The organism is Maribacter sp. MS6 (assembly GCF_056839185.1).
In genome coordinates this window covers 839,863-866,170 of record NZ_CM166389.1, presented here as the reverse complement: position 1 = coordinate 866,170, position 26,308 = coordinate 839,863, and the positions used below count along the sequence as shown (strand labels likewise).

The following is a 26,308-nucleotide window of genomic DNA, read 5'->3' as shown; positions in this document are numbered from 1 at the left end:
GTTATCTTGCTACTCTACCGGAAGCATCTCCTCCCTTTAATTTATTAACTTCATCGACCGTTACCAAATTGGCATCTCCTTTTATGGTATGTTTTAAACAGGATGCCGCTACCGCAAAATCCAATGCGTTTTGATCATCATCCGGATACTGCAACAGTCCATATATCAAACCGCCCATAAAGGAATCGCCACCTCCCACACGATCCACGATATCGGTAATTTGATATTGGCGTGTTTCATACATCTTGGAACCATCCCATAGAACCCCCGCCCACGTATTGTGCGATGCGGAAATGGAACCTCTTAAGGTGGTAATTACTTTTTTCGCTTTTGGGAATTTTTGCATCATCTGTTTACAGACCGATAAAAAAGCTTCCGCTTTTACGCCATGACCATCTTTATGTACATCTAGACCTTCTGGGTGTATTCCAAAGTGTTTCTCCGCATCTTCCTCGTTTCCAAGGATAATGTCACAATACGACGTAAGCTCGGTCATAATAGCCTCGCGGTCACCTCCGTAATTCCATAATTTAGCTCTATAATTGAGATCGGTGGAAATGGTAACGCCTATTTCACTTGCTACCTTAACCGCCTCCAAGCAAACATCTGCGGCACTTTGCGAAATCGCCGGGGTAATACCTGTCCAATGAAACCATCCCGCACCTTCGAACACCGAATTCCAATCTATCATTCCCGGTTTGATCTCGCAGATGGAAGAATGTGCACGGTCATAAACCACTTTACTTCCTCTACTTACTGCACCGGTCTCTAAGAAATAGATACCTAACCGATCTCCTCCAAATACTATATTTTGGGTATTAACCCCTCTTTTGCGCATTTCCATTAAGGCACATTCCCCGATATCATTTTTCGGGAGACGTGTAACAAAATCTACTGGCACGCCATAATTGGCCAAGGATACGGCAACGTTGGATTCTCCACCACCATAAACCACATCAAAACTATTGGTTTGTGAAAATCTTAAAAATCCAGGAGGGGACAACCGAAGCATAATCTCTCCAAAGGTTACTACTTTTTTCATTACAATCTGTTTATATATTTTTGTTTATTCCCGCGTTTTTTTGGCTCATATAGGTTTATGTAGTATTGCTAGCTCTTATTCGTTTCAGGATTATCCAAAAAAGAAATCGCCGCTTTCATAAACCCCATGGCATAGGCCATACCAGCGTACCAAGGAGCGTCACAGGTCATTTGCGGCGTGTGATCGGGTATGAGCACTCCTTGAAAATCATTCTTTTTTAAAATCTTAAGGATCCGGAACATATCTATATCCCCCTCATCCACAAAGACCTCTTTATAATGGGGCACTTTGCCCACAACATTTCTAAAATGGATATACGCAATCTTATTCTGCTTGCTGTAAAGATCCGTAGCTTCATACACATCACCCTCCGTCATTTCCGAGATGGAACCCAAGCAGAATTCCAAATTATTTGCTGGACTCGGTTTTAGGTCTATCAGCTTTTGATACATATCAGGTTGATATACCAAACGCGGCGTATCCCTAATATAGGGCATAGGAGGATCGTCCGGGTGAGCGGCCAATTTTACCCCAGCCTCTGCGGCTACAGGTATAAGTTCATCAAGGAAATACTGCAGGCGATTCCAAAGCACTTCATGGTCTATTTTTGGCAAAGTTCCTTCGGGAGCATTTTCATCATAGATCATATTCCATACCATCCCGTTGGGTATAGGTGTGTCATCACCACCTTCCATCCCGACAGAAACCGCTTCGCCCCGTGTATAGGGTGCAATTGTGCGTGCCGAAACACCCGCTAACGAAAAATTATAGCCAAACACGGGAATGCCGGCCTTGCCTACATTTCTGATCAGCTGTTTTAAATTGGCTATCTGCGCTTCTTTCTTGGGGCCGTCCAAAAGAATGTCATGCCAATGCGCGGGGTCAAAATTTTCAATGGCCTCAAGTTCCAAACCATGGTCGTTGATTTCCTTTTTTATACTTACCAATTCATCATAAGACCAAATTTTATCGGGATCACCGGCCTTGCCCCAACCTGATTTGCCCCCGATGGGTTGATCCGCCTTGCCTTTGTTATGCCCAAAATAATCCACTAAGTGAATCACCAAATGGGTAGCACCGCATTGCTTTGCAAAATTATAGTGCGCGGTATTTAACATGTGTTTATAAAGTCCGAATCCTAATTTCATTGTACTTGTTTTAGGTTTTGTATGCTATTTGTTATCGCCAAACTCCTTAAGGATTTCATCGGCATGTTGATTGAGCAAAGGTGCCGGCTTGTAAATTTTCTGCGGGGTATCACTGAACCAAACTGGGAATCCTGTAGTTTTTACTTTTCCGATTGTAGGGTGCTCAATTTCAATGATCATTTCATTGTGCTGTATCTGCGGATCTTTTACCATATCGTCAAAAGTATTGACCTGAGAGCACCACACATCATGTTCCAAAAGGATCTTCAACCATGCTTCAGTAGATTTGGTCTTAAAAACAGCGTCAAAAGCAAATCTAATTTCATCTCTAATTTCAATAATATTGTTGGAAACATAGGCATCGGAATCATATTTTTTCAAACCAATAACTTGAGCCAGTTTTTGCACGGAATTCATTCCAATGGCAAGGTAGCCATCATTTGTGTTGTAGAGTCCGTAAGGTGCGCCTAACCAGGGGTTGGGAATACCGCTTTCACTGCGTTCCGGGTTTTCACCTTTGTGCAGGTACGCCGTAACTTCCTGAATATGGAAACCAACGACCGAATTCAATAAGTTGGCTTCTATTTTCTGGCCTTTTCCAGTTTTTGAGCGTGAGTAAATAGCAGCCATGATGGCCTGGTTAATGAACAAACTGGTCAGTAGATCTGCTTGGCCTACAGCGGTGACCACGGGCATATCCCCTTTTTTTCCGTTCAGGGCAGAACCTCCACCTATGGATTGTGCCAACAAATCTTGACCTGCCCTATGCAGATAAGGGCCCGATGAACCATAGCCAGAGCTGGAGCAATATACCAGTTTTGGGTTTGTCTTTTTGATTTCCTCATATCCAAGGCCTAATCTATCCATAACTCCCGGACGGAAGTTCTCCACCAAAATATCAGCTTTTGCAATGATACGTTTAGCCACCTTGATACCCTCTGGGTCTTTCAGGTTCAGGGCAATGCTGCGCTTGTTTCTATTGAAACTCACGAACGAAATACTTTCACCGTTCGGATACAGATTACCGTAGGCATAGTGCCGCATCCAATCGCCTTTTTCGGGCTCTATTTTAATAATATCGGCACCCATATCGCCTAACATCTGTGTTGCCCATGGGCCTTGCGCCAGCTGGGTGAAATCCGCCACTACCAATCCGGATAAAGGCCCTTGGTTTTTATTTTCAGTACTCATTTTTAGATTTGATAAATCGGTTTAGGTATTGTTTCTAATTTTAAATGCTACACATACTGGCGATAAAATTTCGGTCGTTCTGTAGTATTCTTTTAATGTACCGTTATCTTTTATGGCATAGACCACGGTATCATGCGAATTTTGATGACAGGCGATCAACCAGTTCCCATCGGGAGTGATGTTGAATTCCCTTAGTTCTTCCCCATTGGTATATTGATAGTCGATTGTTTCCAAAGCGTCACCCTCAATGCTGAATATTGTTATAGCCTCTAGGTTTCTGTTGGCGGTATAAAGGAATTTTCCGTTAGGATGTAATCGTATCGCCGAGGAGCTTGGTACGCCCTTGAAGTCTTCAGGCAAGGTGGTGTAATCATTGATTGCGGTAAAACGATCTTGCTTGTGTTCTAGAATAGCGACCGTTCCTGTTAATTCATTAAGAACATACGCGCAATTTCCTTCTGAGTTGAACACCAAATGTCTTGGACCACTGCCTTCGGATACTTTGCAGTCTTTAGTCGGGTTAGGGGTTAAAACGTTTTCCTCTAGTTTGTATGCCTTAATCGTATCGATACCCAAATCGCACACATATACTTCTTTTCCATTGGGATGCACTGCCACTTGATGTGCATGCGGCCCTTCCTGCCGTACCTTGTTTACGCTGTACCCTGAATGTTTGAACTCGGTCACATTCGGCATCAACTCACCATTTGTCCTGGTACTATAGTGCAATACATTACCGGTGACATAGCATGCGACCATTACGTTGTTCCCTTTGGATATAATGTGGCAGGGATATCCTCCGGGTATTGGCCGTTCGTTCAAAAATGAAAGCGAAAAATCGTTCTTAACTGCGAAACTCCTCAACTTAGGGTTACTGGATTCATCCAACTCGGATACTGCATACATGTGCTTATTATCATCGCTGATCGCCAAATAACTTGGATTTCTTGATTTTATGGTATTCTTAATTGATAACTCCCCGGTTTTCGTGTGTAGTTCAACCGAATAAATACCATGGCCTATGCCACCAAAACCGGGTATGGGATATTCCGTATAACTGCCTATAAAAAAGGGTACTTTTTGATTACTCATGTTCACTTATGCTTTGTCTACAAAATCCTGAATGGCTTTTTTGGCCTCATCGCTGTAGAACAGATTCGTTACCGCCTTACCTTCTTCGGCGATTCTTTGTTCAAAAGGAATGGGGGACAGGCTCAATTGCGCCAATTGTTTTAATGCGCTGACCGCACTCGGGGACCTTCGGGATAATTTTTCGGCAAATTTAATCACCTCCGTGTCAAATTCTTCTTCTGCGATCACTTGGTTTACAATACCCCAATCTTGTAATTTTTCCGCTGAATGTTGGCCGCCGAAAAACAAGAGTTCCTTGGCCCTATTGATGCCTATTTTCTGAATAAGCCTTTGGGTGCCACCGCCTCCGGGTACCAGGCTCAAAAACACTTCCGGCAATCCCATTTTGGCCGTATCGCTCGCCAAGATCATATCGCAAGAAAGGGCAATTTCAAAACCGCCGCCAAGAGCGAATCCGTTTACGGCTGCTATCCAAGGTTTAGGGGCGTTCTCAATACTTTCGTACAACTTTATTCCACAATCCTGAAACGATTTAAACTGTTCCGAGGTTTGACTGGCATATTCCTTTATATCCGCTCCCGCCATAAAAGCGCGGCCTTCTCCTCTTATAACCGCAACATGCACGTCTTCGTTTTGGTTTACAGCTTCAATGCCTTCAATGATTTCATTCATCATTTCGCGGTTCATGGCGTTTAATTGGGTAGGGCGGTTGAAACTTAATACCGCTACCTTGTTATCTATGCTTAGTTTGATAGTGTTATAGGTCTTTTTCATCTTAAGGTATAGATTGATATAATTGATTTAGGTGCGACATGATATTGGCAGACGGAGTATTGCGTAGCAAACCATCATGTAGTACATCTGCACCTTGTTCCTGCAAAGCGTTCCAGCCTTTGTGTTGCGGGCGCACATACGCCTTTTCCATGGTTTCCAGGGTATCCGAAAAGAAATTATGGCACAACGCATTATTGGTTTTGCTTTGCCAAGCTTTGAGGTTTCCGGATTGACCTCCATTTTTAGTATACATTCCGTTTTGCGTTTCTGCATCAGCAACGTAACTTATGTAGGCCGATGCCAGTTCTTTGTGTTCGCATTGCGCCGATATGCAGAGACCTACCCCGCCCAAAATCGTGGATACATCGGTTGTCGGGTTCGTGGGGCTATTGCCAAAGTTTATGATATGTTTTGCATACCCCTTGCGGCTGTAATTGGTATAGCCGAATAAAAAAGGGCAATAAATAATTTCGTCATCCGCCGCCATCCTGTCCAAAATCTGAATAGGGTTCCAATGGATGGAATCGGGATGAATTTCATCTAAATGTCGTTTCAACTCTTCCAATACTTGGGTGCCCAAAGTTACATCTATGGTTTTATTTTTGATAAAATTTCGGCCCGCATCTTGCGCGCACAAAGTGAGAAAAGCACACCAAAGGTCGGTTGCGCACAAGGCCCATGCCGCTTTGCGACCCTTTGGAAGTTGTTTATAGAAATCAAAAAGTGCCGACCGGGTTTTTGGGGCTTTTAAACCGTAGCCTTCCATTGCATCTTTTCTACAGGCCGAAACCAAAGCGGCCGCATCTACGGGTAACGCATACTGGTGGGCATTAAAGATATAGGAATCAAAGCTGGGCCCTACCGATTCACTTTTGAGCTTTTTCAATATATCTTCGGAAATAAAGTCCTCCAACGGAACAAGTAGGTTGTTGGAATGCGCCTGTCCCATATAAGGGTGGTCAATGGTAATGATATCATAGGTTTCTATGAGGTCTTCAATGGGCATGTCCCCGAATTCCTTTAGCGAACGAATATCCCAATCAATGCGTACCGATGGATGCATTTTTGCGAAAGCTGCCGATGTCGCCCTGAGCGGTGCGTACCCTCTGGGATGGTCCCATGCCATACCTTTTAATAGTATCGTGCTTGACATACAATCGTTAACTTACAAATTCTTTCTTTCGGGTCTGGGATCGTATTGAATGGTGTTGTTCATATAGGCCCCATCAATATAGATATCCGTACCGTTGATATAATCCGCTAGATCACTGGCCATAAAAGCTACCGTGTTCGCAACATCGGCAACATGACCAATTCTGCCTTGGGGAATCCAATTTTCAAATTTATCCCGCCCAAATTCATTTATTTCCGCTCGATTCATGTTGGTTTCGATGGCTCCAGGGGCGATGGAAACGACTCGAATATCTTTATCCGCCAGTTCCAAGGAAAGGCATTTGGAAAACATTTTGAGTCCTGCTTTTGCCGCGCAATAGTGTATCAATCCCTTCCTGGGCACCACATCATGGATAGAGGAAATATTGATGATTACGCCTCCGCCATTTTTTTCCATTCGTAGCCCTGCCTCTTTAGAACAGAGGAAAGGTCCTTTTAAATTTACATTGAGAACCTTGTCCCATTCGGCCTCTTCCATCTCCAAAACATGGTTTACCGTTTCGCAGCCCGCATTGTTTACTAAAATGTCTAGCGTGCCTATTTTCTCGTCCATGTCCAGGAACAATTGTTTTACAGCTTTGGCATTGGACACATCGGCACCTCCTATGGCCACTTTGACACCAGTAGTACGGCGAATATCTTCTGCCAGTGCTTCCGCTTTGTCCTTGTTCCGGTTGTAGTTGATAAAGATATCGGCACCGCATTGCGCCAAATGCCTACAAATTTCCGCTCCAATGCCCTGACTTCCACCGGTAACCAAAGCTTTTTTTCCTTTTAAATCTATTTGTTTCATTCCTTCAGATTTGTATCGGTTCCAATAGCCTACTTCACCACTGTTGCGGATTCATATAGCTCATAAACACTATTACGCATTTCCTTACATTGTTTAACCGTCAAATCGTGATGTTCAAAATCCGAAATATGGGTATTGGATTTCTCCACGATGATAAGTTGGCACTCCTCGGTCATGGCGATATTGTGCCAAAGGCCTTTGGGGATGTTGTAGGTTTTGTTCGGTTCCATCAGTTCCATTTCAAAGGTTACTTCCTTTCCTTCAACAGCGGCGGCTATAAGTACGGCATGGCCTTGCAACAAAATAAAGACCTCATCGGTTTCGTGGTGCACATCCAGGCGAGTGATATTGTCAATATCCTGCTCCGGCATGTAATTCAATTGCGCAACTTGCCAGCCATCCCGAATTAAAAAGGGATGATACCCCTTGTCTGTTATCGTATAAGATTCTATCATAGCATTGTAAGATACTCCATATGAAAAGATATGGCAATCATTGTTTAACGGTTATTTACAAATTGGTTTTCATTTTCTCTCTCCAGAAGTTTTCAATTTCTTCCAAGGTCTTTCCTTTGGTTTCGGGTACAAACTTCCAAATAAACCAAATAGCAGGAAGTGTCAGCGCCGCATAAAGGAAGAACGTGCCCGAGGGCAATATATTTTCAATAAGGATGGGATTGGTCAGCGTTATTACAAATCCGGTACTCATCAATACAAAGCTACCCAGACCAACGGCTAGTCCGCGCACATGTGTTGGAAAAATTTCGCTGATGATGACCCAAACGATTGGACCAAAGGAAAAGGCAAAACTTGCAACATAAAGTAATAAAGGAATGATTACATAAGATGAACCCATGGCGAACAAGATGCCCACCCCTGTTAAGGAAAGAAACGCCCCGGTAACACCGATGAGCAACAACTTTCTTCTACCGAACTTTTCAATGTTGTAAATCGCCACGAAAGTAAAAGCGGTATTGACCACTCCTACCAAAACAGCTCCCAAAAAGGAACTTTCCACACTCTGCACAGATTCGTTGATGATGTTGGGGGCAAAATACATGATGGCCGCAATACCACTCAAGTGGGAGAACATTGGCAATAGTATACCAATCAATAACGGGATGCGAAGAAAGGGCTGTAAAAGGTCTTTGAATCCCCCGGCTTTTACCTTTGCTATTTTCTTTATTGCGGTTAACTCTTGCTGTGCGTAGGTTTTGCCGTTTATTTTTGTCATGATGGTCAAAGCTTCTTCTTCGCGACCTTTGACAATCAGCCAACGAGGTGTTTCCGGCACTAAAAACAGGAGGAACAAAAACAACAGGGCGATGGGAATCTCCGTACCGAACATGCCACGCCAAAGTTCTTCAACAAAAAGCCAGTTCCAGAAACCTGAGGCATTTTCCGAAATTACGCCTGCTGCGGTACCGGCATTGCTCAAGACCAACCAATCTATTAGAAAGGCCAAAAGAATGCCCAGTGTAATGGATAGCTGGTACAAGGATACCATACGCCCCCTGCTTTCGGGAAGCGCCAATTCCGATATATAAATCGGTGCTACCACCGATGTAATGCCTACCCCGATACCGCCAATGATCCTGATGACGATTAGAAAATTAAAGGCGGTGTCCATTGAGGAGACCACCCAAAATGGCTGCTGCAAATCACCCAGAAACTGTGGTGGCAGCATAGAACCTGTGGCAGAAACCAGCAAACAAAGCGCTGCCAAAACGAGTGCCTTTTTTCTTCCCAAACGATCGGTAATACTTCCAGCGATGATACAACCGAAAATGGTGCCCAAAAGCGCGGAGGATACTACCCATCCCAATTCTGCCGCTGTAAGTTGAAAATGTTGTTCCAAAAAAGTATTGCAACCCGATATGATGGCCGTATCGTACCCGAATAGAAAACCTCCTATGGTGGAGACAAAGCTAATTCCCAATAAATAGTTGGATTTCTTGGATTTCATAAAATTCTATCAAAGATTCAATGGTATAGTAATTTCTTTTACATGATACCAAACTTGTTAAAAGCATCTACGGTACTCATTCCGGATTCCAAGGCTTTTTTGACCAATTGTTCTCCCCGGGCCTTTTCTATGGCCCCTGTAAAAGCTTCGTCCACGGCTTCTTTTGGAACGATCAGTACACCGTCAATATCGCCATAAACGATATCGCCCGGATGAATCCGTATGCCCTCAATTTCAATGGGAACCCTGTAGTCTATCACTTTTCCCCTAGGCCCTTGGTCTTGGGCATATCCGCCGAAGGAAAACGCAGGAAAACCAAGACTTAAAATTTCTTTGGTATCCCTTGAAAAACCGTGCACCACCGCACCGGCAGCACCTAGTTTCATGGCCCGGGTACTCATTAAGCCGCCCCAAAGGGCGTATCTTGGTGAGGATCCGGAGCAAATATACACTTCACCTTCCTGTAAGCTGTCCAAGGCCTCGAACATGAGTCCGAAAGGTTTTTTCATCAAGGGATTTTGACTGTCGTCCGGAATTTCCACAAAAACATCCGCTTCCAAAACGGTCATCGCCCTACCGATTACCGTAAAATCATCGTTCAAGGGTTTTATGTTGGGTGGAAGAAATTGGTGCAGATAGCCCATTTTATCTAGAATATCCCCCACCAAGGCTACAAAAAGTTCTTTTTTTGCTATTTGGTAGAGTTCCTTATCGTTTTTCCAAAGCGTTTTCATTAAAAAAAATTTAGTTGTTTGTATTGCTATTGTTTATCGGTTTCTACCGCTAAACTAAAGGTTTCGATGGCGTATTTACCAACTTTTAGTTCCGGCGCTACCGTTTTGGGGTTTTCCTCAATAATATTGGTATGCTTATAGGACGATACATCAAAGTAAGAAGATACGTTTACCTTTTCCTCGCTATCGGCAACATTGTACATACGTGCGATGAGTTCGTCCGAGTCTTCTGCTTTTTTTACTGTGGTAATGAATACATTTTCCGTATCTATCGAAAAGAAACTTAGCGATTCCGGCAAATATGATTTTGTTGAATTCTCAGGATACAGCACCACATGTAAGGGTTCGTTTTTTTGTTTGGCGATTTTTTGACCTTCTATGCTTCCTGAGCTGTTGGACGTCAGTACGTTGGTAAAGTCGTGGTTGCCTCCTTGTGAGTATTCGTTTCCTTCCCAATGGCATGAGGTTCTACTGGCCAATAACAGGTGTTGTAGAACAGACTTGCTTCCACTTTGTTCTGTAGGATCTATCCAATCGGCTGCCGCTACCGAGGAACTTAGGGTTACGGATAGTTCGTCGTCGGTGGCCGATATCCAATCGATAATAGCTCTTGGATGCACATCTTTGGCAAGCGGCGTATAGCGTTCTCCGGCTGTCTTGATCTCATCCTTGCCCACACGTACCCGTCCGAAGGGAACTTCATGGGCAATTTCTGCATCTTCCATATTGATAGGGAACGCCGTCCTGAATTCGCGGTACAGCTCACCGGACCAGTTACGAAGACCGGTATCAAAATACATACGCTTTAAATCATGGTACAGGGTTACATCTTGCCGAACAATGGAATGTAAAATCTGTTGTTCCAATCGGTATTTGGTAAACACAGGGCCGTCTTCCAAGACTTCCCAAGTAGGGTTGTGTAGACTTACCTTGTCAAAATCGACCATACTGGGTTGTTGAATATCGCCAAATTCCCCGGCACCGTTACCTACGGATTCCATGGTAAAAACATCGCCTACCATGAAATTATCCGTAGCGAACAGGTCTTTCTTAAATTCCTTATCGTACACTTGGGCAATACCACCTTTTTCAAAACTAACTTTGTAGAAGGGATTTTCATAAGCCGTGGTACTGGCCATTTGTCCCTTGTTTTGCGCAGTATTTTTATCGTTCGTAATATAAAAGGTGGCGTAGCCTATGGCCGGTATGTTTTCGGCGATAAACGTGATATCGGCACTTTTTAGGCTTCCATCTTCGTAGTACTCCTTCTTGCCGGTTTGTACCGCAACTTTCTTCTTGTCGGGCGTTATAACCGCCACGTTGGTAACCGCTCCTTTTATAAAATTGACGGTTGTGGTTACGGGATCCGTTCTTTCCCAAGATAGGCTGTTGAAGAGTACCAGCGGAATACCGAGCTTTTCATTCTTCTTAATTCTACCGGAAATAAAATCTGTGCCCTTGTTCAACAGATTCTGGCCCATGGTTCTGGACTTTACCAAGTTTTCCTTGAACAGGTTATCGGTGACATCGCCGTCGTGACCTCCCCAACCATGGTCCGGATAAATTTTGGCCTGCCAGGCCTCATCCAGTTCATCAAAGGGATAATGCATTTTTGCGGGATCCATTAGGTTGGCCACCGATAAAAATTTCTCGGCCGCAGGCAACAGTTTAGAGGCTTCCCGACTGGCGGTCAAGGCATCGTGATGTCCAGGGCCGTGAATGTACACCCACACATTGGGGCGCTCTCCCATAATGGTATCTACCTTAGTAGCTTTCTCTTCCGCCAAGGGCAAAAATTCATCCACCGTCATCAGTTCCATCTTTGGTAAAAATAGTTCTTGATCTTCACCTTTGTCATCCTTTAAGGTATCAAAAGAATTCCAAGAGCTGATAAGTTCAGAGTAGTCGATCGCAGGCAGCATATCCTGACTGGACAGCAGTGGGGTTTGGATTTCACTTCCTTCAAAATTCTTCTCCCAGTATAAAATTTGCTCGGCGCCGTACTTCTTCTGGTTATTGAGGTCCCTTGAGAGGTACAGCAAATCGTTCCCATAGTGACCCGGAGAATAGGTAAAAACGGAGCTACCGTCAGGACTCGCCCAATGGAACATTCCCTTGGCGTGCCTACTGATGATCATATAATCTACCCCGGCCTTTTTTAAGATTTGCGGGGTCTGTAGCGATTTTCCCGGTACGTCCACGTTCCAGTACACCTTGGAGTCATAGCCTCCAAAATTCTTTTTCACCCATTTTTTACCAAGGTACAATTGCCTTACCTGATCCTCGGCATCGTACATGTCCTCATAAGGGCAGTTGTACGTGGCTCCCACCGATATCAGCTTCTTATCCAACAAAGTGGTAATAGCGTCCTTGGAATCGGGATGTCTTTCCAAGTATTCCCGTAACATAAGACCATCTTCAATATCAAACCCGTAATCCTCGCGAACAAAGGCATCTTTTAGTACGGGCGTTAATAACAATGTATCCCGTAGAATGATACACACCTCGGGGCGGTCTACCCAAGCAATGTCCTGGTGGCTGGAGTTCATGATGGAAACCAGTCCGTTCTCATATTTTTTATCAAAGAAATCGTCGTAGGTTTCATAAAACTCCGGTTTGTACAATTTGGTCAGCGACGCCGACCAAGCATTATTATATTTTGCAACATTGTGGTAGAGGTACTTTCCTTCTATGTCCGTATTTGAAATTGTGCCATCATTGTTTTTGAACTCCAGTTGAAGTTCTTTACCGTCGTAAAAAATGGAAAAACTCTTCTTAGGTGGCTGTACCTCATAGGAGGCTTTTGACATCTCGCCTTGGGCCTTAAACGTTTTGCGCTTGCTTTTTTTTCCGTCGCTTACTACATAAACCTGCTTACCATCAAAATGTGTGGGAGCATCTACGAATAGTTTGCCGTTTCTTTCCTTAATAACAAAGGCTGCCTCGTCCGTTACGGATTTCTTGATACGTTCCACGGCATCGGTAGACTTAAAGATCATGACCCAGCAATTGGAGTTCTTTTTATGCCCGTTGAACTTTAATTTAGCAGATTTGCCTTTTTCGAGTAGCGAAGTAGGTACCGTTAGCCGGAATGCCCCTACGCCATCTCCATTCAAGTCCCTTCGCACCATAATATACTCGGCCTTACCATTCCCCGGGTTTTGGGTAACCGACAAGGAACCGTCCTCATTGGAATTAAAGGTCAACAGATGTTTGTCGTTTACATGGATATCGAACGATTCCCTTAGGTTGAGGTCGATATCGCTCAACATAAAAAAGGTAACCTCGGCCGAAGCATAATTTTTGGGCACTACGCCGGTCATAAACTCAAAGCCCATTTCTCCCGTTGTGGCACGTGAAATCATGGATACATTGATATCTTCACGGATGGAGGGATAGAGAAAGAATTCCGATCCGGAAAGCATTTCCGAGTAGCCTTCAATATCGTTTTTAGCAATGGTGTAGAGCTTGTGATTGGTATTCAATTCTTGAATATGACCGTTCCCGTTACCTTCATGAAAATAAAAATCGGCGGCAGTACTGGGTTCGGAACTATCCAACCCGACCGGCACAAAGCTTGACAAGACTAGCAATAGGCAGGCACCTAAGGTGCTTTTAAATAAATATTGTTTTTTGAGTATGCTCATAAAATAGTTTCTGTTTTTGGGTCTTATTTTTTGTATTGATGAGGCTTTTGTCACCTATTAGTCTAAGAAATGAAGCTTGTAGGTATCAATGGCATTATGGCCTATATCGACTTTAAAATCCTTGCCGGAACCTTCCAATTCAGCTTCTTCCTTTTCAATCAGGTTTGTTTTTACAAGAGCTTTTAAAGGGGTCGATAATCCAATTGAGGTTTGTTTGTCCTTACCTTCCATTTCAACAAAGCGCATAATTACGCCATTGTCTTCTTCACTCTTTTTAATGGTGCTGATGCGTACCATGGGATCAGAAACCGTAAAAAAGCTCATTGTATGCGGCAGTTTGCCCATTTTGTTCCTTGCCGGCATTAAAACGGTTTGTAGGGGGTGATTGGATGCTGTGCCAAATTGATATGATTTGGTATCGTCCGGTAGGTGGGATGCTAAGGAGAACTGAAAATGGTGGTCCCCGGTCTGGTGGTACCAGTTGCCCTCGCCATGGCAACTTTTATGCGATGCCATTAAGATGCCCTGTAACACGGGATAGGCAACTGCCTCTCTAGTTGGGTCAATCCAATCGGCCAGGGCAACATCCGTGGCCATGGTTACGGCAAATTCATCGTTCTCGGAAGAAATAAAGTTCAGTACTTCACGGGGGTGTATAGTCACCGGTTTTTGGTCATAGGTGCCTCCCCATGCCCATCCGCCAGGGGCTTGTTTCATTTCCGTTTTTCCTACCTCGGCGATGGCCATAGGCACCTCGTACTTTATTTTGCCTTCTTCCATGTTCAAGGGAAGCGCAAACCTGAACTCGCGGTTATGGGTGCCGTCCCAGTTCAAAAGATCTATAAAGAAATCGATTTTTTTCTCCTGATGGAAAACCCGTATGCGCTGCACCACTTGGGTATGTTTAAACTTTGCCTTGTTTTCGTATTCGCTAAAAACCGGACCATCTTGGCGTAGTTTCCACTGGGCGGTATGGTTGCTCGTTTTATCGTAGTCAGCCATATTGGGTTCGGTCATCACGGTAAATTCTCCGGCACCGTTGCCATCGTAGCCTAAAGTAAGCACGTCGCCACCCGAGAATCTGGTAGTGTTAAAAATTTCCTTGTTCAATGTGCGGTCCAAAAGATGGCTGATGCCACCATTGTCCAAGTGTAAGGTGTAGAAATCGTTGGTTACCATATTTGGTGCTACATCTTTGGATACTGTAACTTTCTTTTTTCCCTTTTTAAGGTAGAAGGTGCTGTAGCCTATAGAAGGAATATCGGAGGCATAGAACAGGAGTTCTTTCGAGTTGTCGACACTTACTTGTGAAGGGATTACTTCCCCTTTTTCGTTTACCACATAATAGGAAGCCGCATTGTCTATGGCGACCGATGCCAAGCCGCTGCGGTTCCACGACAGGTCATTATATACGACTACGGCGTTGTCTTTTTCCGTTCCGATATTATCGGAGATAGAGCTTAAGGCATCTCCCAAGAGAGCATCTGCCTCGCGGGCCGCAAATTCGAGTTTATCCCTAAAAATACTGTCCGTAATATGTCCGTTTTTCCCTCCCCAACCGTGATCGGGATAAATAGATTCCTCAAAAGCTTTTGATAGTTTTTCGGTAGGATAGTTATCAAAAGAGTTTTTCAACAGGGCATCTACCGTGCCAAAGATTTCGGCAGAGGGCAAGAGTCTACCCGCTTTTCTGGAAGCGGTAATAGCCTTGTGATGGCCAGGGCCATGTATATAGCCCCAGAGGTTTGGTCGTTCACCCTCCAAGGATTCAAATTCAGCGTTGGGTTGGTTAACTTCCGATAGAAATCCAGGAACCGTGGAGTGCTTTAGGGTAGGAATTTTTGCCCCCGTTTTTGTAATAATGGCGTTCCATTCCTTAACTACTTTAGCATAATCCACCGGGCCCGCGGCATCATTGCTCATAACAATTGCAAAATGCGGTGGTAAGTTATGTTTTCGGTAATAATCACTCCACATTTTAACCCTTCCTTGGATTTTTCTAAGCGCCTCAACAGCATCTTCGTCAAACAGTTTGTAAAACATGGCTGCCCACCCGTAGTTTCCGGGAGAGTACGTAAAGACCGATGACCCGTCTGGTGAATGCCAGTCGTAAAAACCTTCCCGCATTCGGGAAGCGAATAGGTTCTCGGTTCCGGATTTCGCCAATATTTGTGGAAATTGTAACGTCCTTCCCGGTACATCCGTATTGTATGCGGTTACCTCTTGTATCCCGTCAAAATTATTTTCTATCCATAACTTTCCAAAATACATTTCGCGCACTAACTGTTCCCCCATTTGCATACCTTCATAAGGTTGGTTGTAAGTGGCGCCCCAAGCAAATCGACCTTCCTTATATCGTTGGATAACCTCTTCTTTTCTTTCTGGATGCTCTTCAATAAATTCCTTAAGATTAAGGGCTTGCTCCATACCAAAATGGTATTCTTTGTCGGTTTTCATAATATCTAGGGCCGGGCCTATGATTTCATAGATCCTGTCATGGCGGCATGCTTCGGGGGTATCCATCCAAGCAATGTCTTGATGTGATGAGGATATAATATGAAAAGTCCCTTCTTGGAAGTAATCCCAGTCAGAAGTAACCAAAGGGGTAAATAATTGTTTTATCTCTTTCTTTTTATTTTTGGCCGTAATCGTTATCATTTCCGGCTCACCAATCACCGGAAGCCAAACCCAATCTTTCCCTTCTTTTTTCTCAATGGTAGCAGTACGCCCATTCTCAAACAGTATTCTTTTAAAGGCTGTGGCGTTTTCTACGGACAAGGATGCTTTTGCCAACAGGTTATTCTCCCGGACCTGATATTCGTAGGGTTTGATATATTCGAAAATTAGCGTATTCTCTACTGAAGGTGCCTGTGCAAATGCATTTGCCGCGAGTAAAAATAATAGTACGAATTGGAGCTGTTTATTCATCTGTTCAAATTTTATTATTATTAAAGATATTCTTGAATCTGTAATTTCGGCTGGTACCTTGAAATTCATTGTTCATTTCACCCTCATTTTATAAGTTATTTTGTTTTTATTTTCTTAATAGTTACAAATAGGCGAACCGATTTTTTAGATGGTATTGAACTTTAGGAACAGGTTTTTCAACTTTTGATTTGTAATACCACCCTATTTGTTATATCCTTAGCTTTTGCATTTCTATTGTTATCAGCTCAATTGAAAAAACAAGGATGGCTTCGGTATTACCATCCTTGTTCAACTAAAACTAACTCAACTTACTCAAACTAACTTCTTAGTCTAAAACTACTATTAATCTGCCAAATTTGGGTTCAATACCACTTCGTTTTGCGGTATGGGGAACAAACGATTATTCTCCGAGAAAGAATTACCATTGGGTAAAGTATGGCCCTGAAAATCGTTGAACCCACCGTTGTTATCAAAAACCTTTCCCGTTCTTCGAATATCGAACCAAGTAAGACCAACTTCTGCTGGGAATTCCCATACACGTTGTTTCCATACTTCTTCCCTGAATGCTTGTTGACTCAGACCTGAAATATCTGGCAATCCCGCTCTGGAGCGTACTGCATTCAAGGCAGCATAGGCAGATGCATCTGCAGATCCCGCCTCGTTTTGCGCTTCAGCATAGGTAAGCAAAACATCAGCGTATCGAAGCAAAGGGATATTTTTCCCCGATAAACCGTTACCTGTTCTATAGTCCTCATAAAAATATTTATAGACCGAATTGTTAAAGCTAAATCCGTCCAATTCGTTAAAAAAGAAACCCTGATTTTGCCCTCTTAGATCTCCGTCTTCATATGAATCTATGAAATCCTGTTCGGGTTCCATTCCACCAAAGTGTAAGGTTAGAGGACTTACGGCTTCGCCTCCAAGCGGCGTAAAATAGCTTGTGATGGTAGATGCTACCACTTGATTGTCGTATTGTACCATAAAAATATGCTCTTGTGTGTTGTCAAAAGCAGGATCACTCAATTTGTCAAACCAAGTGAGGTCTCCTTCGGATTGAAACAGGCTGTACCAACCAGCATTAATTACCTCGTTTGCCTTGTCTCTTGCCATAGCAAATTTATCATTTTGGTTAAGAGGATTACCCGCCATGGTCAGATACACCTTTGCCAAAAGTGCTTTTACGGCTCCTGTTGTAATACGGCCACTGGTAGCTGTATTGGGTAGACCGGCCCTTTCTGCAATCATCAAATCTGGTAGAATTACGGTCTCATAGACCTCTTGCACGCTGGACTTTGGCAATTGACCATCTTCCAACGATGAGGAAGGAACCAGGTTAAGCGGAATATCTCCAAATATTTGTACCAACTGAAAATAGTAATACGCCCTTAGAAAATGAGCTTCACCTAGCAAACGAGCTTCTATTTCCGCTGTCAACTCCGAATCTTCTATGCCCGGTATGGAATTGATGGCAATGTTGGCCGCCTCGATACCACCATAATAGGTACGCCAGTACAAGTCCGCGCTAAGGTTGTTCTGGCTGTAGATCAAAGCATATACATCTTCCATATCCGTATCCTGTGTACCTAGTGCAGGTTTCAAGGTGCCATTTCCAACTTCTAAAATCGAGAATCCCATTTTGGCAAAACCAGTTCTGTTATAGGGCCCTCTCATAAAAGCGTATATGCCATTAACAGATTCTTGGGCATCTAACAACGACGTTCCAAAAATTGTTTTTTCACTCCTGGGCGTTTCTTCTAGAAAATCCTCGCAGGAAATAAAGAGGCAAAAAACGATAAATAAAATACTATATTTTTTCATAATTTCTTTAGTTACAGCGTTAGTAAAAATCCTAAATTCATGTTCATTGGTCTAGGATAACCGTTCAATTCTATACCCTCGGTAAACTGACCTCCAAAGGAGCTCACTTCCGGATCGTAGCCATGGTAATCGGTAACCAGGAAAAAGTTTTGAAGGTTGACATATATTTTGGCCGATTGTAGTCCTATTTTGTCCAATAAGGAACGTTCAAAATTATAGGCGAGGTTTAGGTTTTGTCCTCTTATGAAACTACCGTCAAAAACCTGACCGGAATCTGCGCCATCAAATTTTAGGATATTTTTACGTACCCTTGGGTACATGGTGTTCTGGTTTTCCGGTGTCCACATTTGGTCAAAGAATTGTGTATAGGTGTTTCCGTAACCAACACGGTCAACGTTAAGGATAATTGAATGATCTAATACATCATTGCCTTGGTTGATCAAGATATCCACTGTCAAATCCCAGTTTTTATATGAAAAGGTGTTACCAATGTTCATAGTAAAATCTGGAAGGCCATTTCCAATAATTTGTTGATCATCGAAATTAAGCAGTCCGTCATCGTTTTTATCCTCTAATTTAATATCACCCGGTCTCCTGCCATAACGGGCTGCCTCGTCTACCTCATCGGTACCCCAGGTGCCCAAACGATTGTATCCCCAGAAGGAACCGGCTACCTCACCAACCCTAAAGATTTGGTGGTTCCACCATATTGGAGCTGTGAATATATCCGCATCTTCGGTACCTAAGGATAGGATTTCATTTCTGTTCATCGTAAAATTAATTGAACTGCTCCATGAAAAGTTGTTGGTTTGAACGTTTTGGGTATTTAGTAATAATTCAACACCACTATTTTGAATGGAACCTGCATTGGAGATTATTGAGCCGTAGCCTGTAAAATTCGCAAGCGGCACATTGAACAGAAGGTCGTTCGTAGTTCTTGTGTAATAATCTGCGGTTAGGTTTATACGGTTAAACAAGCCTATATCCAAACCAACATTGAATTCCTCAGTAGTCTCCCATCTTAAATTATCATTTCCTATGGAGCCTTGTGAGGTTCCGTTTACACGGTTATTATCAAAAATAACATTTTGAGCACCAGGACTTGCAATTCTGGCATAATTACCGATTGCATCGTTCCCGGTTTCTCCAAAACTTGCCCTTAATTTTAAATTGGTAACGGCCCTAGAATCTTCTAAAAAGCTTTCGTTGGATATTCTCCAAGCCGCCGCTACCGAGGGGAAGAAGGAATATTTGTTATTTGTTCCAAAACGCGAGGAACCGTCATACCGACCTGTTAGGGTCAGTAGATACCTGTCATTGAAGCCATAATCAACACGACCAAAATAAGAGTCTATGGTGTTCCTTCCAAAGTTACTGCCCACGACAGGCTCGGCAATACCTTGACCTACGTTATAAAAGCTGAAAAAATCATCGAAATCCTGCGACAAAAGGTTAGAGCTAAAAAACTCATTTTCCTGCCGGGTAGCCCCTAAGATAGTACTGAACGAATGGGTGTCATTAATAATCGGAGTGTAATTCAGTGTGTTCTCAATAATGGTTTGGCTGGCATTTGAATTGGTAATGGAGGCAGAGTTTTGGTTAATAAAGGTATCCAAGCGCCGGGCCACGAAGGTATTGCCTTCTACGTTATTGTCCTGTACCGAGTAGGAAGTGCGCAATTTAAGATCTTTGGTGAAATTTATTTCGGCAAAGAAATTCCGCACCACTTGCCTATTTTTTACGACCCTATCCAACAATTGAAGCCTATCTTTGGGTGTAGCTCCATACCAAACATCCCAACTACCATTTGCATTCTTTAAATCATCCGCATTTACGGCTGTTCCGTCTGCATAGCTTGTAGGATAAATAGGGAGGTAGAATAACATGGCATACGTAAGGCCATCTGCACCTACGCGGTAATCGTCAACAATGTTCGTTTCCGAATCGCTATAGGCCAAGCTACCGCCAATTTTTAACCAATCGTTAATTTGAAAATCGCCATTAAAACGCATGGTGTTCTTTTTAAAGAAGGTATTTATTAAGATACCTTGATCGTCTTGCGTACCTGCAGAAAAAGACATATTGTAGTTTTCACCACCGCCCCTTACATTGGCAAAATACTGTTGAGAGTAGCTGGTTCTTGTACTTTCGTCGAACCAATCGGTGTCATAAATAGGTTCACCTGCTCGGGTGCCGTCTGGCGTAAAAAACTCAGGATAATCCGTCGCATAATCGTTGACAAAAGAATCATCGCCTACGCCAAGTGCTCTTTGGTCGGCATCTAATCGTACTTTAAGGTCGTTCCAGTACCTATCGCTATTAAGCACTTCGGGTTGATTTGCTGGTCTTCCTATTTGTAGGTTGGACATAATATCTACTGTAAACTTACCAGATTTACCTCGTTTGGTAGTCACTAGAATGACCCCGTTTGCACCTCGGGCTCCGTAAATTGCGGTGGCAGATGCATCCTTTAATACGGTAAAGGTTTCTATATCGTTTGGGTTTATCAGTTCGATATCTACGCCTATGATACCATCTACTACATAAAGGGGTTGGTTATCTGCATTTAAAGATCCTTTACCACGAATGGAGACCCTAAAGCCACCACCTGGGCGACCGGAACTGTTAAAAACGTTTACTCCGGCAACTTGTCCTTGTAAGTTGTCTAGTGGGTTCACCGTAATCCTTTGTTGTATCTTTTCCGCGTCCAAAGTACCAACCGATCCAGTTAGGTCTGCCTTCTTTTGGGTTCCATAGCCAATTACAACGACCTCGTCTAACTTTGCCGTGTCCTCTTGTAAGGTTATGGGAATGTTTGTTTGCCCATTTAAAGCAATCTCTTGGCTGGTAAAGCCAATATAGGAAATGACTAAAGTTGCGTTCGCATCGGAAACCCTTATGGAAAAATTACCGTCAAAATCGGACTGGACTCCATTGGTAGTACCTTTTTCAACAATGCTAGCACCAGGTAACGGGGAGCCATCTTCGTCTGTTACCGTACCGGTAATCGAAGTCTGTAGAAAATCATCGTTTTCAATCGCGATGAATCCCAGCTTAAAAACTCGGTGCCCGTCATGCGTTGTGGATCCGTTGGCTCTAAGCGTATAGCACATGCTAAGGCATAGTAAAGAGCAGAGTACAAAAATTCCTTTAAAAGGAGTTTGAAATTGTTTTCTCATAATTCATACTTGTTTAATTATTTATTTTTATGGTTCACTTGTTCTTAAAAATAATAGTTTCTAATTCTATAAGGTTAAGAAACTAAATCGGTTTAGTTATTTACATTTTATTTTAACTAGTTTATCTTGTTTGTTTATACATAACTAAATCGGTTTAGTTATTATGTAATTAAGGTTTATATGAAACCGCAAGATCTACGTATTTCTAATTTTGTATCTAAAACTCTAAATATATTTTCATTTGAATCCTTGCCCTCAATTTTTTCCATCAACATGTCAACAGCTATATTTCCAATATCTGCTACTGGTTGAATAACCGATGTAATTGGTGGGTCTACCAAGTCAAAAGCGCTCATTTCATCAAAACTTATAATGGCAACATCCTGAGGAACTTTAACCTTTAGTTTTTTCAGCTCTCTTAATCCGATAGCTGTTAAATAGTGGGTTGAGAAAATTATGGAGTCAACGTTATTGGGGAATTTCAGAAGCTCCTTAATTGCTTCTTTCATTTCGTCAATATAATGCTCCGCATCGAGTTCTATGAGGCATTGACGTTCTACGGGTATACCAAAATTATGCATGGTTTCTTGATAACCAAGCAACCGTTGTCTGATAGCTTCCAAGCCCGGTTTCAGGGTAACAAAACCAATTTTACGCCTCCCTAGATTTAACAAATGCTCAGTGGCAGATTGTACTCCTTTAAAGTTATTGACAACTACATAGTTAGACTCTAGTTCCGGATAGTGCCTGTCTACCAAAACATAAGGGAATTTTCCCTGAATTAGAGACGAAATTTCTTTACGGTTTTGCTGGGTAGTAGCTATTATCAAGCCTTCTACCTGTCTGTTTAACATGGATTGTATTAATTCACTTTCTTTTTTAGGATCTTCATAAGAACTACTAAATATTACAGTGTATCCCATTTTTTTGGCTTTTCTTTCTATGTGCCCCGCAATTCTAGCGTAAAAATTATCGGAAATGTTAGGGATTATTAATCCTATGGTCTCACTTTTACCCCTACTTAAGCCACGGGCGAGTTGGTTAGGGACATAATTGTGCTTTTCAGCATAAGCAATTATCTTTTGCTGGGTAAGTTGACTAATTTTGTTTTCATCACCTTTATCATTAAGCACCAAAGAAACAGCTGTTTTGGAAACATTTAAGTCTTTGGCGATATCTTTTAAAAACACTTTTTTCATAGAAAGGATAAAACTAAACCGGTTTAGTTAATATTTAATACTAATTGAAGTATGTTAAACCTACGCATAAAATTAATTATAAAATTGGAATATGCAACTATTTTATCTATAATAATCCGTTTTTCCCAAAAATAAGATGAATATTTTAGGGTTTGCGCAATCTATTTGGATGTTCACAAAAGTAGAGTACATAGCTTCTACTTAAAATGTGAAAAAATGGAACACAACGTTAGGCAAGAACCGATTCCGCCATACGCTGTGCGATAATCTACTTTTGGTACTTAATCTATTCTTTATATAAATTATGCACTCTTAAAAATAGAAGCCTTTAGTCTCTTGTACTACAGCGCTTTTTATTAAAATTTTCGTATCCAATTATATAAATTAAATTTCTTATTTCTTACCAATCCTAATCATGAATTTTAGCAGGTCATAACAGTACTTCAACTGCATCATTTAGGATGTCAATTCCGAACTCACGAACATACGCCTTAGTAGTTAAAACACTTTGATGTCCTAGAGTTTCTCCAATAATATCAATGCTGATTCTTTTTTCACGCAGGCACTTCACAAAACTATGACGTGCGACATAGCTTGTCACATTTTTTTCGATACCTACGTTACTGACTAGTGTTTTCAATGCCTTGTTCTCTAGTGTAAGGATTTTACGTTTGCGTTTTTCAACTTGCGTGGGCGTTAGAACGTTATGGAGTAAAATCAGGAAGACGTAGTCCGTAACTTTTCTATTCTTATCATGGTAGTGCAATATTTCCCTTACCGGGGGGACTATTTTAAGGGAAAAATTTCCATGTGTTTTAGCTCGTGCATAGGTGATGCGCGACTGAGTAATATCTAACCATTTTAAACGCATCATATCAGCAAAATTCATACCCCTGACATAAAAGCTAAAAAGGAAATAGTTTTTGGCATTGATAAGCTGTACATCTCCTCCGCAATCTACCTTTTTAAAGTTTTTAATTTCAGACATGGTCAATGCATGTTTGATTCTACTACCTTTTAGTTTCGATATTTTACATTTATGAAAAGGGTAGAGGCTCTGCTTTGTCAAGTCCCTTCGAATGGCCAAATTGGAAATAGTGCGAAGACTTCTCATGAGAACGGCAATTCCACCATTGAAACCACCTTTGCTTCTTAGAAAGACCTCGTACTTATCTAGAAACGTCACATTGATTTCTCTCATGAAAAGAACCTTTTTCTTATGAAACCCTTTAAGGGAAACAATGCTATCCCTGTTGTTTCTCGCATAACCTGTTCTTCCAGAGGTAAGTAAATCCTTATGGACTGACTCCCATAATTCGAATAAATCAAGTTTACTACGTTTTGAGCCAAAGCGAAAACGCTGTTCAAATTCATTGAGTGTAAAATCAATATCATCTATTTCAAATCCCGATATAATGTTACGTGCTTTGATTTTAATCGTATCCAATAAACGATTATTCTGCATGGCATTTGGATGTCTAGTTTTAAAGCAATGCTCTTTAGTATCCCATCGTACTTTTTTGACTAAAAGTCCTGTTGATAGAATTTTTTTCTGTCGGTCTTTTAGTACTTGTAAAACAATAGGATATTCTCCATCTAGGTTCGCTCTATTCTTCAACTTTAGCTTGATGCTTGCCATACTTTTTTATTATAGGGTGAAACATTGGTGAAACATTGGTGAAACAAATCCCACAAATTTTGAAAGCGTATGAAAAAACGTAAAAATAAAAACCCAATAAATACAGGGCTTTTGAGAGATTGAAGAAAAATGAAAACAAATGATAAGATAAATACTCGCGCTCATAATCAGGCGGTCCATGGTTCGAGCCTATGTGGGACCACATTCATTAAAATCCGATTTATTCAGTTAGGTTGGATTTTTAGGTTTTAGGTAACAGACAAATAGATTTAAGTAGTTGGAATAAACTTACTTTTAAAGAAGAAATCTAACCATTAATGGGGCTATCAGCCTGCTATTTATTATATATAAACTAGAGGATTTTCATAGCATACTATTTTCTACGATAAGCATCCAATAACTGCTGTGCGGCATTAAATGGAGAAAGGGTGCCCATCATTACTTTTTTCTCTAAATCTGGAAGCATCTTTATTATTGTTGCATCTCGGTTGAAATCGTTTTTAAGGCTTTGTTCTATATGCTGTACCAACCAACTTCTATTTTGTTCTTGTCTGTTACGTTCAAAGAACCCGTTTGCCTTAGTAGTCTCTACAAATGTTTTAATTACATCCCAAATATTTTCTAATCCTTTGTTTTCTAGTGCGGAACAGCGCATCACTTTAGGAGTCCATCCATTTTCTTTGGGCGGAAACAGCTGTAAGGCCCTTCTGAATTCAACTTCGGCCAATTTTGCTGGTTTTAAGTTTTCACCGTCTGCTTTGTTGATTGCTATGGCGTCCGCCATTTCCATGATGCCTCTTTTTATTCCTTGCAGCTCATCACCTGCGCCAGAGAGTTTCAATAATAAAAAGAAGTCTACCATGCTATGCACTGCGGTTTCACTTTGTCCTACGCCAACGGTTTCGATAATAATGGTATCATAGCCCGCAGCTTCCAAAAGTATGATACTTTCCCTCGTTTTTCTAGTAACTCCTCCAAGGGAATCTCCGGAAGGTGATGGTCTTATGAATGCGTTGGGGTCTTGTACCAATTCTTGCATCCGGGTTTTGTCACCTAAAATGCTACCTTTTGTTTTACTGCTGGTAGGGTCAACGGTAAGTACGGCTACTCTTTTGCCTGTTTTGGTCAGCATTTTACCAAAACCCTCTATAAAGGTACTTTTTCCTACACCGGGTACGCCGGTTATTCCAATACGGATGGTTTCCTGGTGCTTCGAAAGACACAATTCTATAATTCGATTCGCAATTTTTTGGTGTTCTGGTTTCGTGCTTTCTACCAAGGTAATGGCTTTACTTAGCGCGGCGATATCACGGTCGTGTATACCCGTGACTAGTGCTTCCGAATTATATCGTTTTCCAGACATACTACCTTTTGTTTTTTTGGAAGTATACTTCATGCTGCCCTTTACGTCCAAATTTTATTTGTTGATAGGAATACGAATCTTTACCATATCCCAAGATAAGTTAAGGTATAGCTGTGTGTCTTCCTCAAATGCAATAGTGAAATTTTCAACAGGTGTGGTAAGTTCGCGCACTGGTACTTCTACTTGGAGTACATCTTGTTCGGCATCCCTGGTAGTTTCTTGCCCGCCGCTAGTAAGTGTAACACCCCAATCTGGAACCTCTTTGTTAAAAATTATCTCCCAGCTGTTTTTATTAGGTATGGTCCATAGTGAATAGGTTCCCGGTTTTAGCTCCTTATCTATGATTTTTATACTTTCCGAGTTCGTAAATGTCGTAGGTTCATTTGCTCCTGTCCGCCATACCTTATCATAAGGGACGAGCTCACCAAAAATAGTCCTGCCTTTCTTGGAAGGACTAGAGTAACGTACTTCTAACTCTGTTTCTGTTAAAACAAAACTCGTAGTTTTTTCAGGACTATGTTTTTTGGTCTGTTCTTGTAAATAGGGTAGGCCAAAAAAGTAAAACAAACCTCCAATTAATAGTAAGGAAACAAGCAGCCGTTTGAATAATTTCATTGTTCTTA

General features: G+C 42.0%; 18 protein-coding genes. All 18 read right to left on the bottom strand.

Features of this window, described 5'->3' with window-relative positions; translation table 11 throughout:
• Position 1: 1 nt before the first annotated feature.
• Entirely contained in the window at positions 2 to 1,042 is a 1,041-nt protein-coding gene (locus tag MS6x_RS03965) for a PfkB family carbohydrate kinase (RefSeq protein WP_482605467.1), read from the bottom strand.
• Between the two features lie 68 nt (positions 1,043 to 1,110).
• Positions 1,111 to 2,190 carry a mannonate dehydratase gene (locus MS6x_RS03960; protein ID WP_482605466.1) on the bottom strand — a complete coding sequence of 360 codons (1,080 nt, stop codon included), beginning with the start codon at positions 2,188 to 2,190 and terminating at the stop codon, positions 1,111 to 1,113.
• Between the two features lie 24 nt (positions 2,191 to 2,214).
• Positions 2,215 to 3,381, bottom strand: a complete 1,167-nt coding sequence (locus MS6x_RS03955) for a CaiB/BaiF CoA transferase family protein (protein ID WP_482605465.1) — start codon at positions 3,379 to 3,381, stop codon at positions 2,215 to 2,217.
• Positions 3,382 to 3,402: 21 nt separating this feature from the next.
• A complete protein-coding gene (locus MS6x_RS03950; RefSeq protein WP_482605464.1) occupies positions 3,403 to 4,473 on the bottom strand; it encodes a lactonase family protein in 1,071 nt (356 codons plus the stop codon).
• 6 nt (positions 4,474 to 4,479) lie between these two features.
• The gene (locus tag MS6x_RS03945; protein ID WP_482605463.1) at positions 4,480 to 5,247 is read right to left on the bottom strand and encodes an enoyl-CoA hydratase/isomerase family protein; all 768 of its coding nucleotides are present in this window, start codon (positions 5,245 to 5,247) and stop codon (positions 4,480 to 4,482) included.
• Between the two features lies 1 nt (position 5,248).
• Positions 5,249 to 6,400: an extracellular solute-binding protein gene (locus tag MS6x_RS03940; protein WP_482605462.1), complete on the bottom strand. Its 1,152-nt coding sequence runs from the start codon at positions 6,398 to 6,400 to the stop codon at positions 5,249 to 5,251.
• 12 nt (positions 6,401 to 6,412) lie between these two features.
• On the bottom strand, positions 6,413 to 7,213 hold the full coding sequence (locus MS6x_RS03935; protein WP_482605461.1) for an SDR family NAD(P)-dependent oxidoreductase: 801 nt from the start codon (positions 7,211 to 7,213) through the stop codon (positions 6,413 to 6,415).
• 29 nt (positions 7,214 to 7,242) lie between these two features.
• Positions 7,243 to 7,668 (bottom strand): cupin domain-containing protein, encoded by a 426-nt coding sequence (locus tag MS6x_RS03930; RefSeq protein ID WP_482605460.1) that lies wholly within the window; start codon positions 7,666 to 7,668, stop codon positions 7,243 to 7,245.
• Positions 7,669 to 7,723: 55 nt separating this feature from the next.
• Positions 7,724 to 9,178 carry a sugar porter family MFS transporter gene (locus tag MS6x_RS03925; RefSeq protein WP_482605459.1) on the bottom strand — a complete coding sequence of 485 codons (1,455 nt, stop codon included), beginning with the start codon at positions 9,176 to 9,178 and terminating at the stop codon, positions 7,724 to 7,726.
• Positions 9,179 to 9,216: 38 nt separating this feature from the next.
• Complete coding sequence (locus MS6x_RS03920; RefSeq protein ID WP_482605458.1) at positions 9,217 to 9,912, bottom strand: RraA family protein; 696 nt, start codon at positions 9,910 to 9,912, stop codon at positions 9,217 to 9,219.
• 26 nt (positions 9,913 to 9,938) lie between these two features.
• Positions 9,939 to 13,559, bottom strand: coding sequence for a glycoside hydrolase family 38 N-terminal domain-containing protein (locus MS6x_RS03915; RefSeq protein WP_482605457.1), 3,621 nt, complete (start codon positions 13,557 to 13,559; stop codon positions 9,939 to 9,941).
• Positions 13,560 to 13,616: 57 nt separating this feature from the next.
• Entirely contained in the window at positions 13,617 to 16,487 is a 2,871-nt protein-coding gene (locus tag MS6x_RS03910; RefSeq protein WP_482605456.1) for a glycoside hydrolase family 38 N-terminal domain-containing protein, read from the bottom strand.
• A gap of 342 nt (positions 16,488 to 16,829) precedes the next feature.
• A complete protein-coding gene (locus MS6x_RS03905; RefSeq protein WP_482605455.1) occupies positions 16,830 to 18,305 on the bottom strand; it encodes a RagB/SusD family nutrient uptake outer membrane protein in 1,476 nt (491 codons plus the stop codon).
• Between the two features lie 11 nt (positions 18,306 to 18,316).
• Complete coding sequence (locus tag MS6x_RS03900) at positions 18,317 to 21,484, bottom strand: SusC/RagA family TonB-linked outer membrane protein (RefSeq protein WP_482605454.1); 3,168 nt, start codon at positions 21,482 to 21,484, stop codon at positions 18,317 to 18,319.
• A 176-nt stretch (positions 21,485 to 21,660) separates the two neighbouring features.
• The gene (locus MS6x_RS03895; RefSeq protein ID WP_482605453.1) at positions 21,661 to 22,683 is read right to left on the bottom strand and encodes a LacI family DNA-binding transcriptional regulator; all 1,023 of its coding nucleotides are present in this window, start codon (positions 22,681 to 22,683) and stop codon (positions 21,661 to 21,663) included.
• 430 nt (positions 22,684 to 23,113) lie between these two features.
• Positions 23,114 to 24,322: a site-specific integrase gene (locus tag MS6x_RS03890; protein ID WP_482605452.1), complete on the bottom strand. Its 1,209-nt coding sequence runs from the start codon at positions 24,320 to 24,322 to the stop codon at positions 23,114 to 23,116.
• A gap of 373 nt (positions 24,323 to 24,695) precedes the next feature.
• A complete protein-coding gene (gene meaB / locus MS6x_RS03885; RefSeq protein ID WP_482605451.1) occupies positions 24,696 to 25,685 on the bottom strand; it encodes a methylmalonyl Co-A mutase-associated GTPase MeaB in 990 nt (329 codons plus the stop codon).
• Positions 25,686 to 25,739: 54 nt separating this feature from the next.
• Positions 25,740 to 26,300, bottom strand: a complete 561-nt coding sequence (locus tag MS6x_RS03880; RefSeq protein WP_482605450.1) for a DUF2911 domain-containing protein — start codon at positions 26,298 to 26,300, stop codon at positions 25,740 to 25,742.
• Between the last annotated feature and the right edge of the window lie 8 nt (positions 26,301 to 26,308).

Excerpts from the sequence above, each read along its gene's own strand:
- MS6x_RS03965 (WP_482605467.1), bottom strand. The coding sequence starts at position 1,042 with ATGAAAAAAGTAGTAACCTTTGGAGAGATTATGCTTCGGTTGTCCCCT.
- MS6x_RS03960 (WP_482605466.1), bottom strand. The coding sequence starts at position 2,190 with ATGAAATTAGGATTCGGACTTTATAAACACATGTTAAATACCGCGCAC.
- MS6x_RS03955 (WP_482605465.1), bottom strand. The coding sequence starts at position 3,381 with ATGAGTACTGAAAATAAAAACCAAGGGCCTTTATCCGGATTGGTAGTG.
- MS6x_RS03950 (WP_482605464.1), bottom strand. The coding sequence starts at position 4,473 with ATGAGTAATCAAAAAGTACCCTTTTTTATAGGCAGTTATACGGAATAT.
- MS6x_RS03945 (WP_482605463.1), bottom strand. The coding sequence starts at position 5,247 with ATGAAAAAGACCTATAACACTATCAAACTAAGCATAGATAACAAGGTA.
- MS6x_RS03940 (WP_482605462.1), bottom strand. The coding sequence starts at position 6,400 with ATGTCAAGCACGATACTATTAAAAGGTATGGCATGGGACCATCCCAGA.
- MS6x_RS03935 (WP_482605461.1), bottom strand. The coding sequence starts at position 7,213 with ATGAAACAAATAGATTTAAAAGGAAAAAAAGCTTTGGTTACCGGTGGA.
- MS6x_RS03930 (WP_482605460.1), bottom strand. The coding sequence starts at position 7,668 with ATGATAGAATCTTATACGATAACAGACAAGGGGTATCATCCCTTTTTA.
- MS6x_RS03925 (WP_482605459.1), bottom strand. The coding sequence starts at position 9,178 with ATGAAATCCAAGAAATCCAACTATTTATTGGGAATTAGCTTTGTCTCC.
- MS6x_RS03920 (WP_482605458.1), bottom strand. The coding sequence starts at position 9,912 with ATGAAAACGCTTTGGAAAAACGATAAGGAACTCTACCAAATAGCAAAA.
- MS6x_RS03915 (WP_482605457.1), bottom strand. The coding sequence starts at position 13,559 with ATGAGCATACTCAAAAAACAATATTTATTTAAAAGCACCTTAGGTGCC.
- MS6x_RS03910 (WP_482605456.1), bottom strand. The coding sequence starts at position 16,487 with ATGAATAAACAGCTCCAATTCGTACTATTATTTTTACTCGCGGCAAAT.
- MS6x_RS03905 (WP_482605455.1), bottom strand. The coding sequence starts at position 18,305 with ATGAAAAAATATAGTATTTTATTTATCGTTTTTTGCCTCTTTATTTCC.
- MS6x_RS03900 (WP_482605454.1), bottom strand. The coding sequence starts at position 21,484 with ATGAGAAAACAATTTCAAACTCCTTTTAAAGGAATTTTTGTACTCTGC.
- MS6x_RS03895 (WP_482605453.1), bottom strand. The coding sequence starts at position 22,683 with ATGAAAAAAGTGTTTTTAAAAGATATCGCCAAAGACTTAAATGTTTCC.
- MS6x_RS03890 (WP_482605452.1), bottom strand. The coding sequence starts at position 24,322 with ATGGCAAGCATCAAGCTAAAGTTGAAGAATAGAGCGAACCTAGATGGA.
- meaB (WP_482605451.1), bottom strand. The coding sequence starts at position 25,685 with ATGTCTGGAAAACGATATAATTCGGAAGCACTAGTCACGGGTATACAC.
- MS6x_RS03880 (WP_482605450.1), bottom strand. The coding sequence starts at position 26,300 with ATGAAATTATTCAAACGGCTGCTTGTTTCCTTACTATTAATTGGAGGT.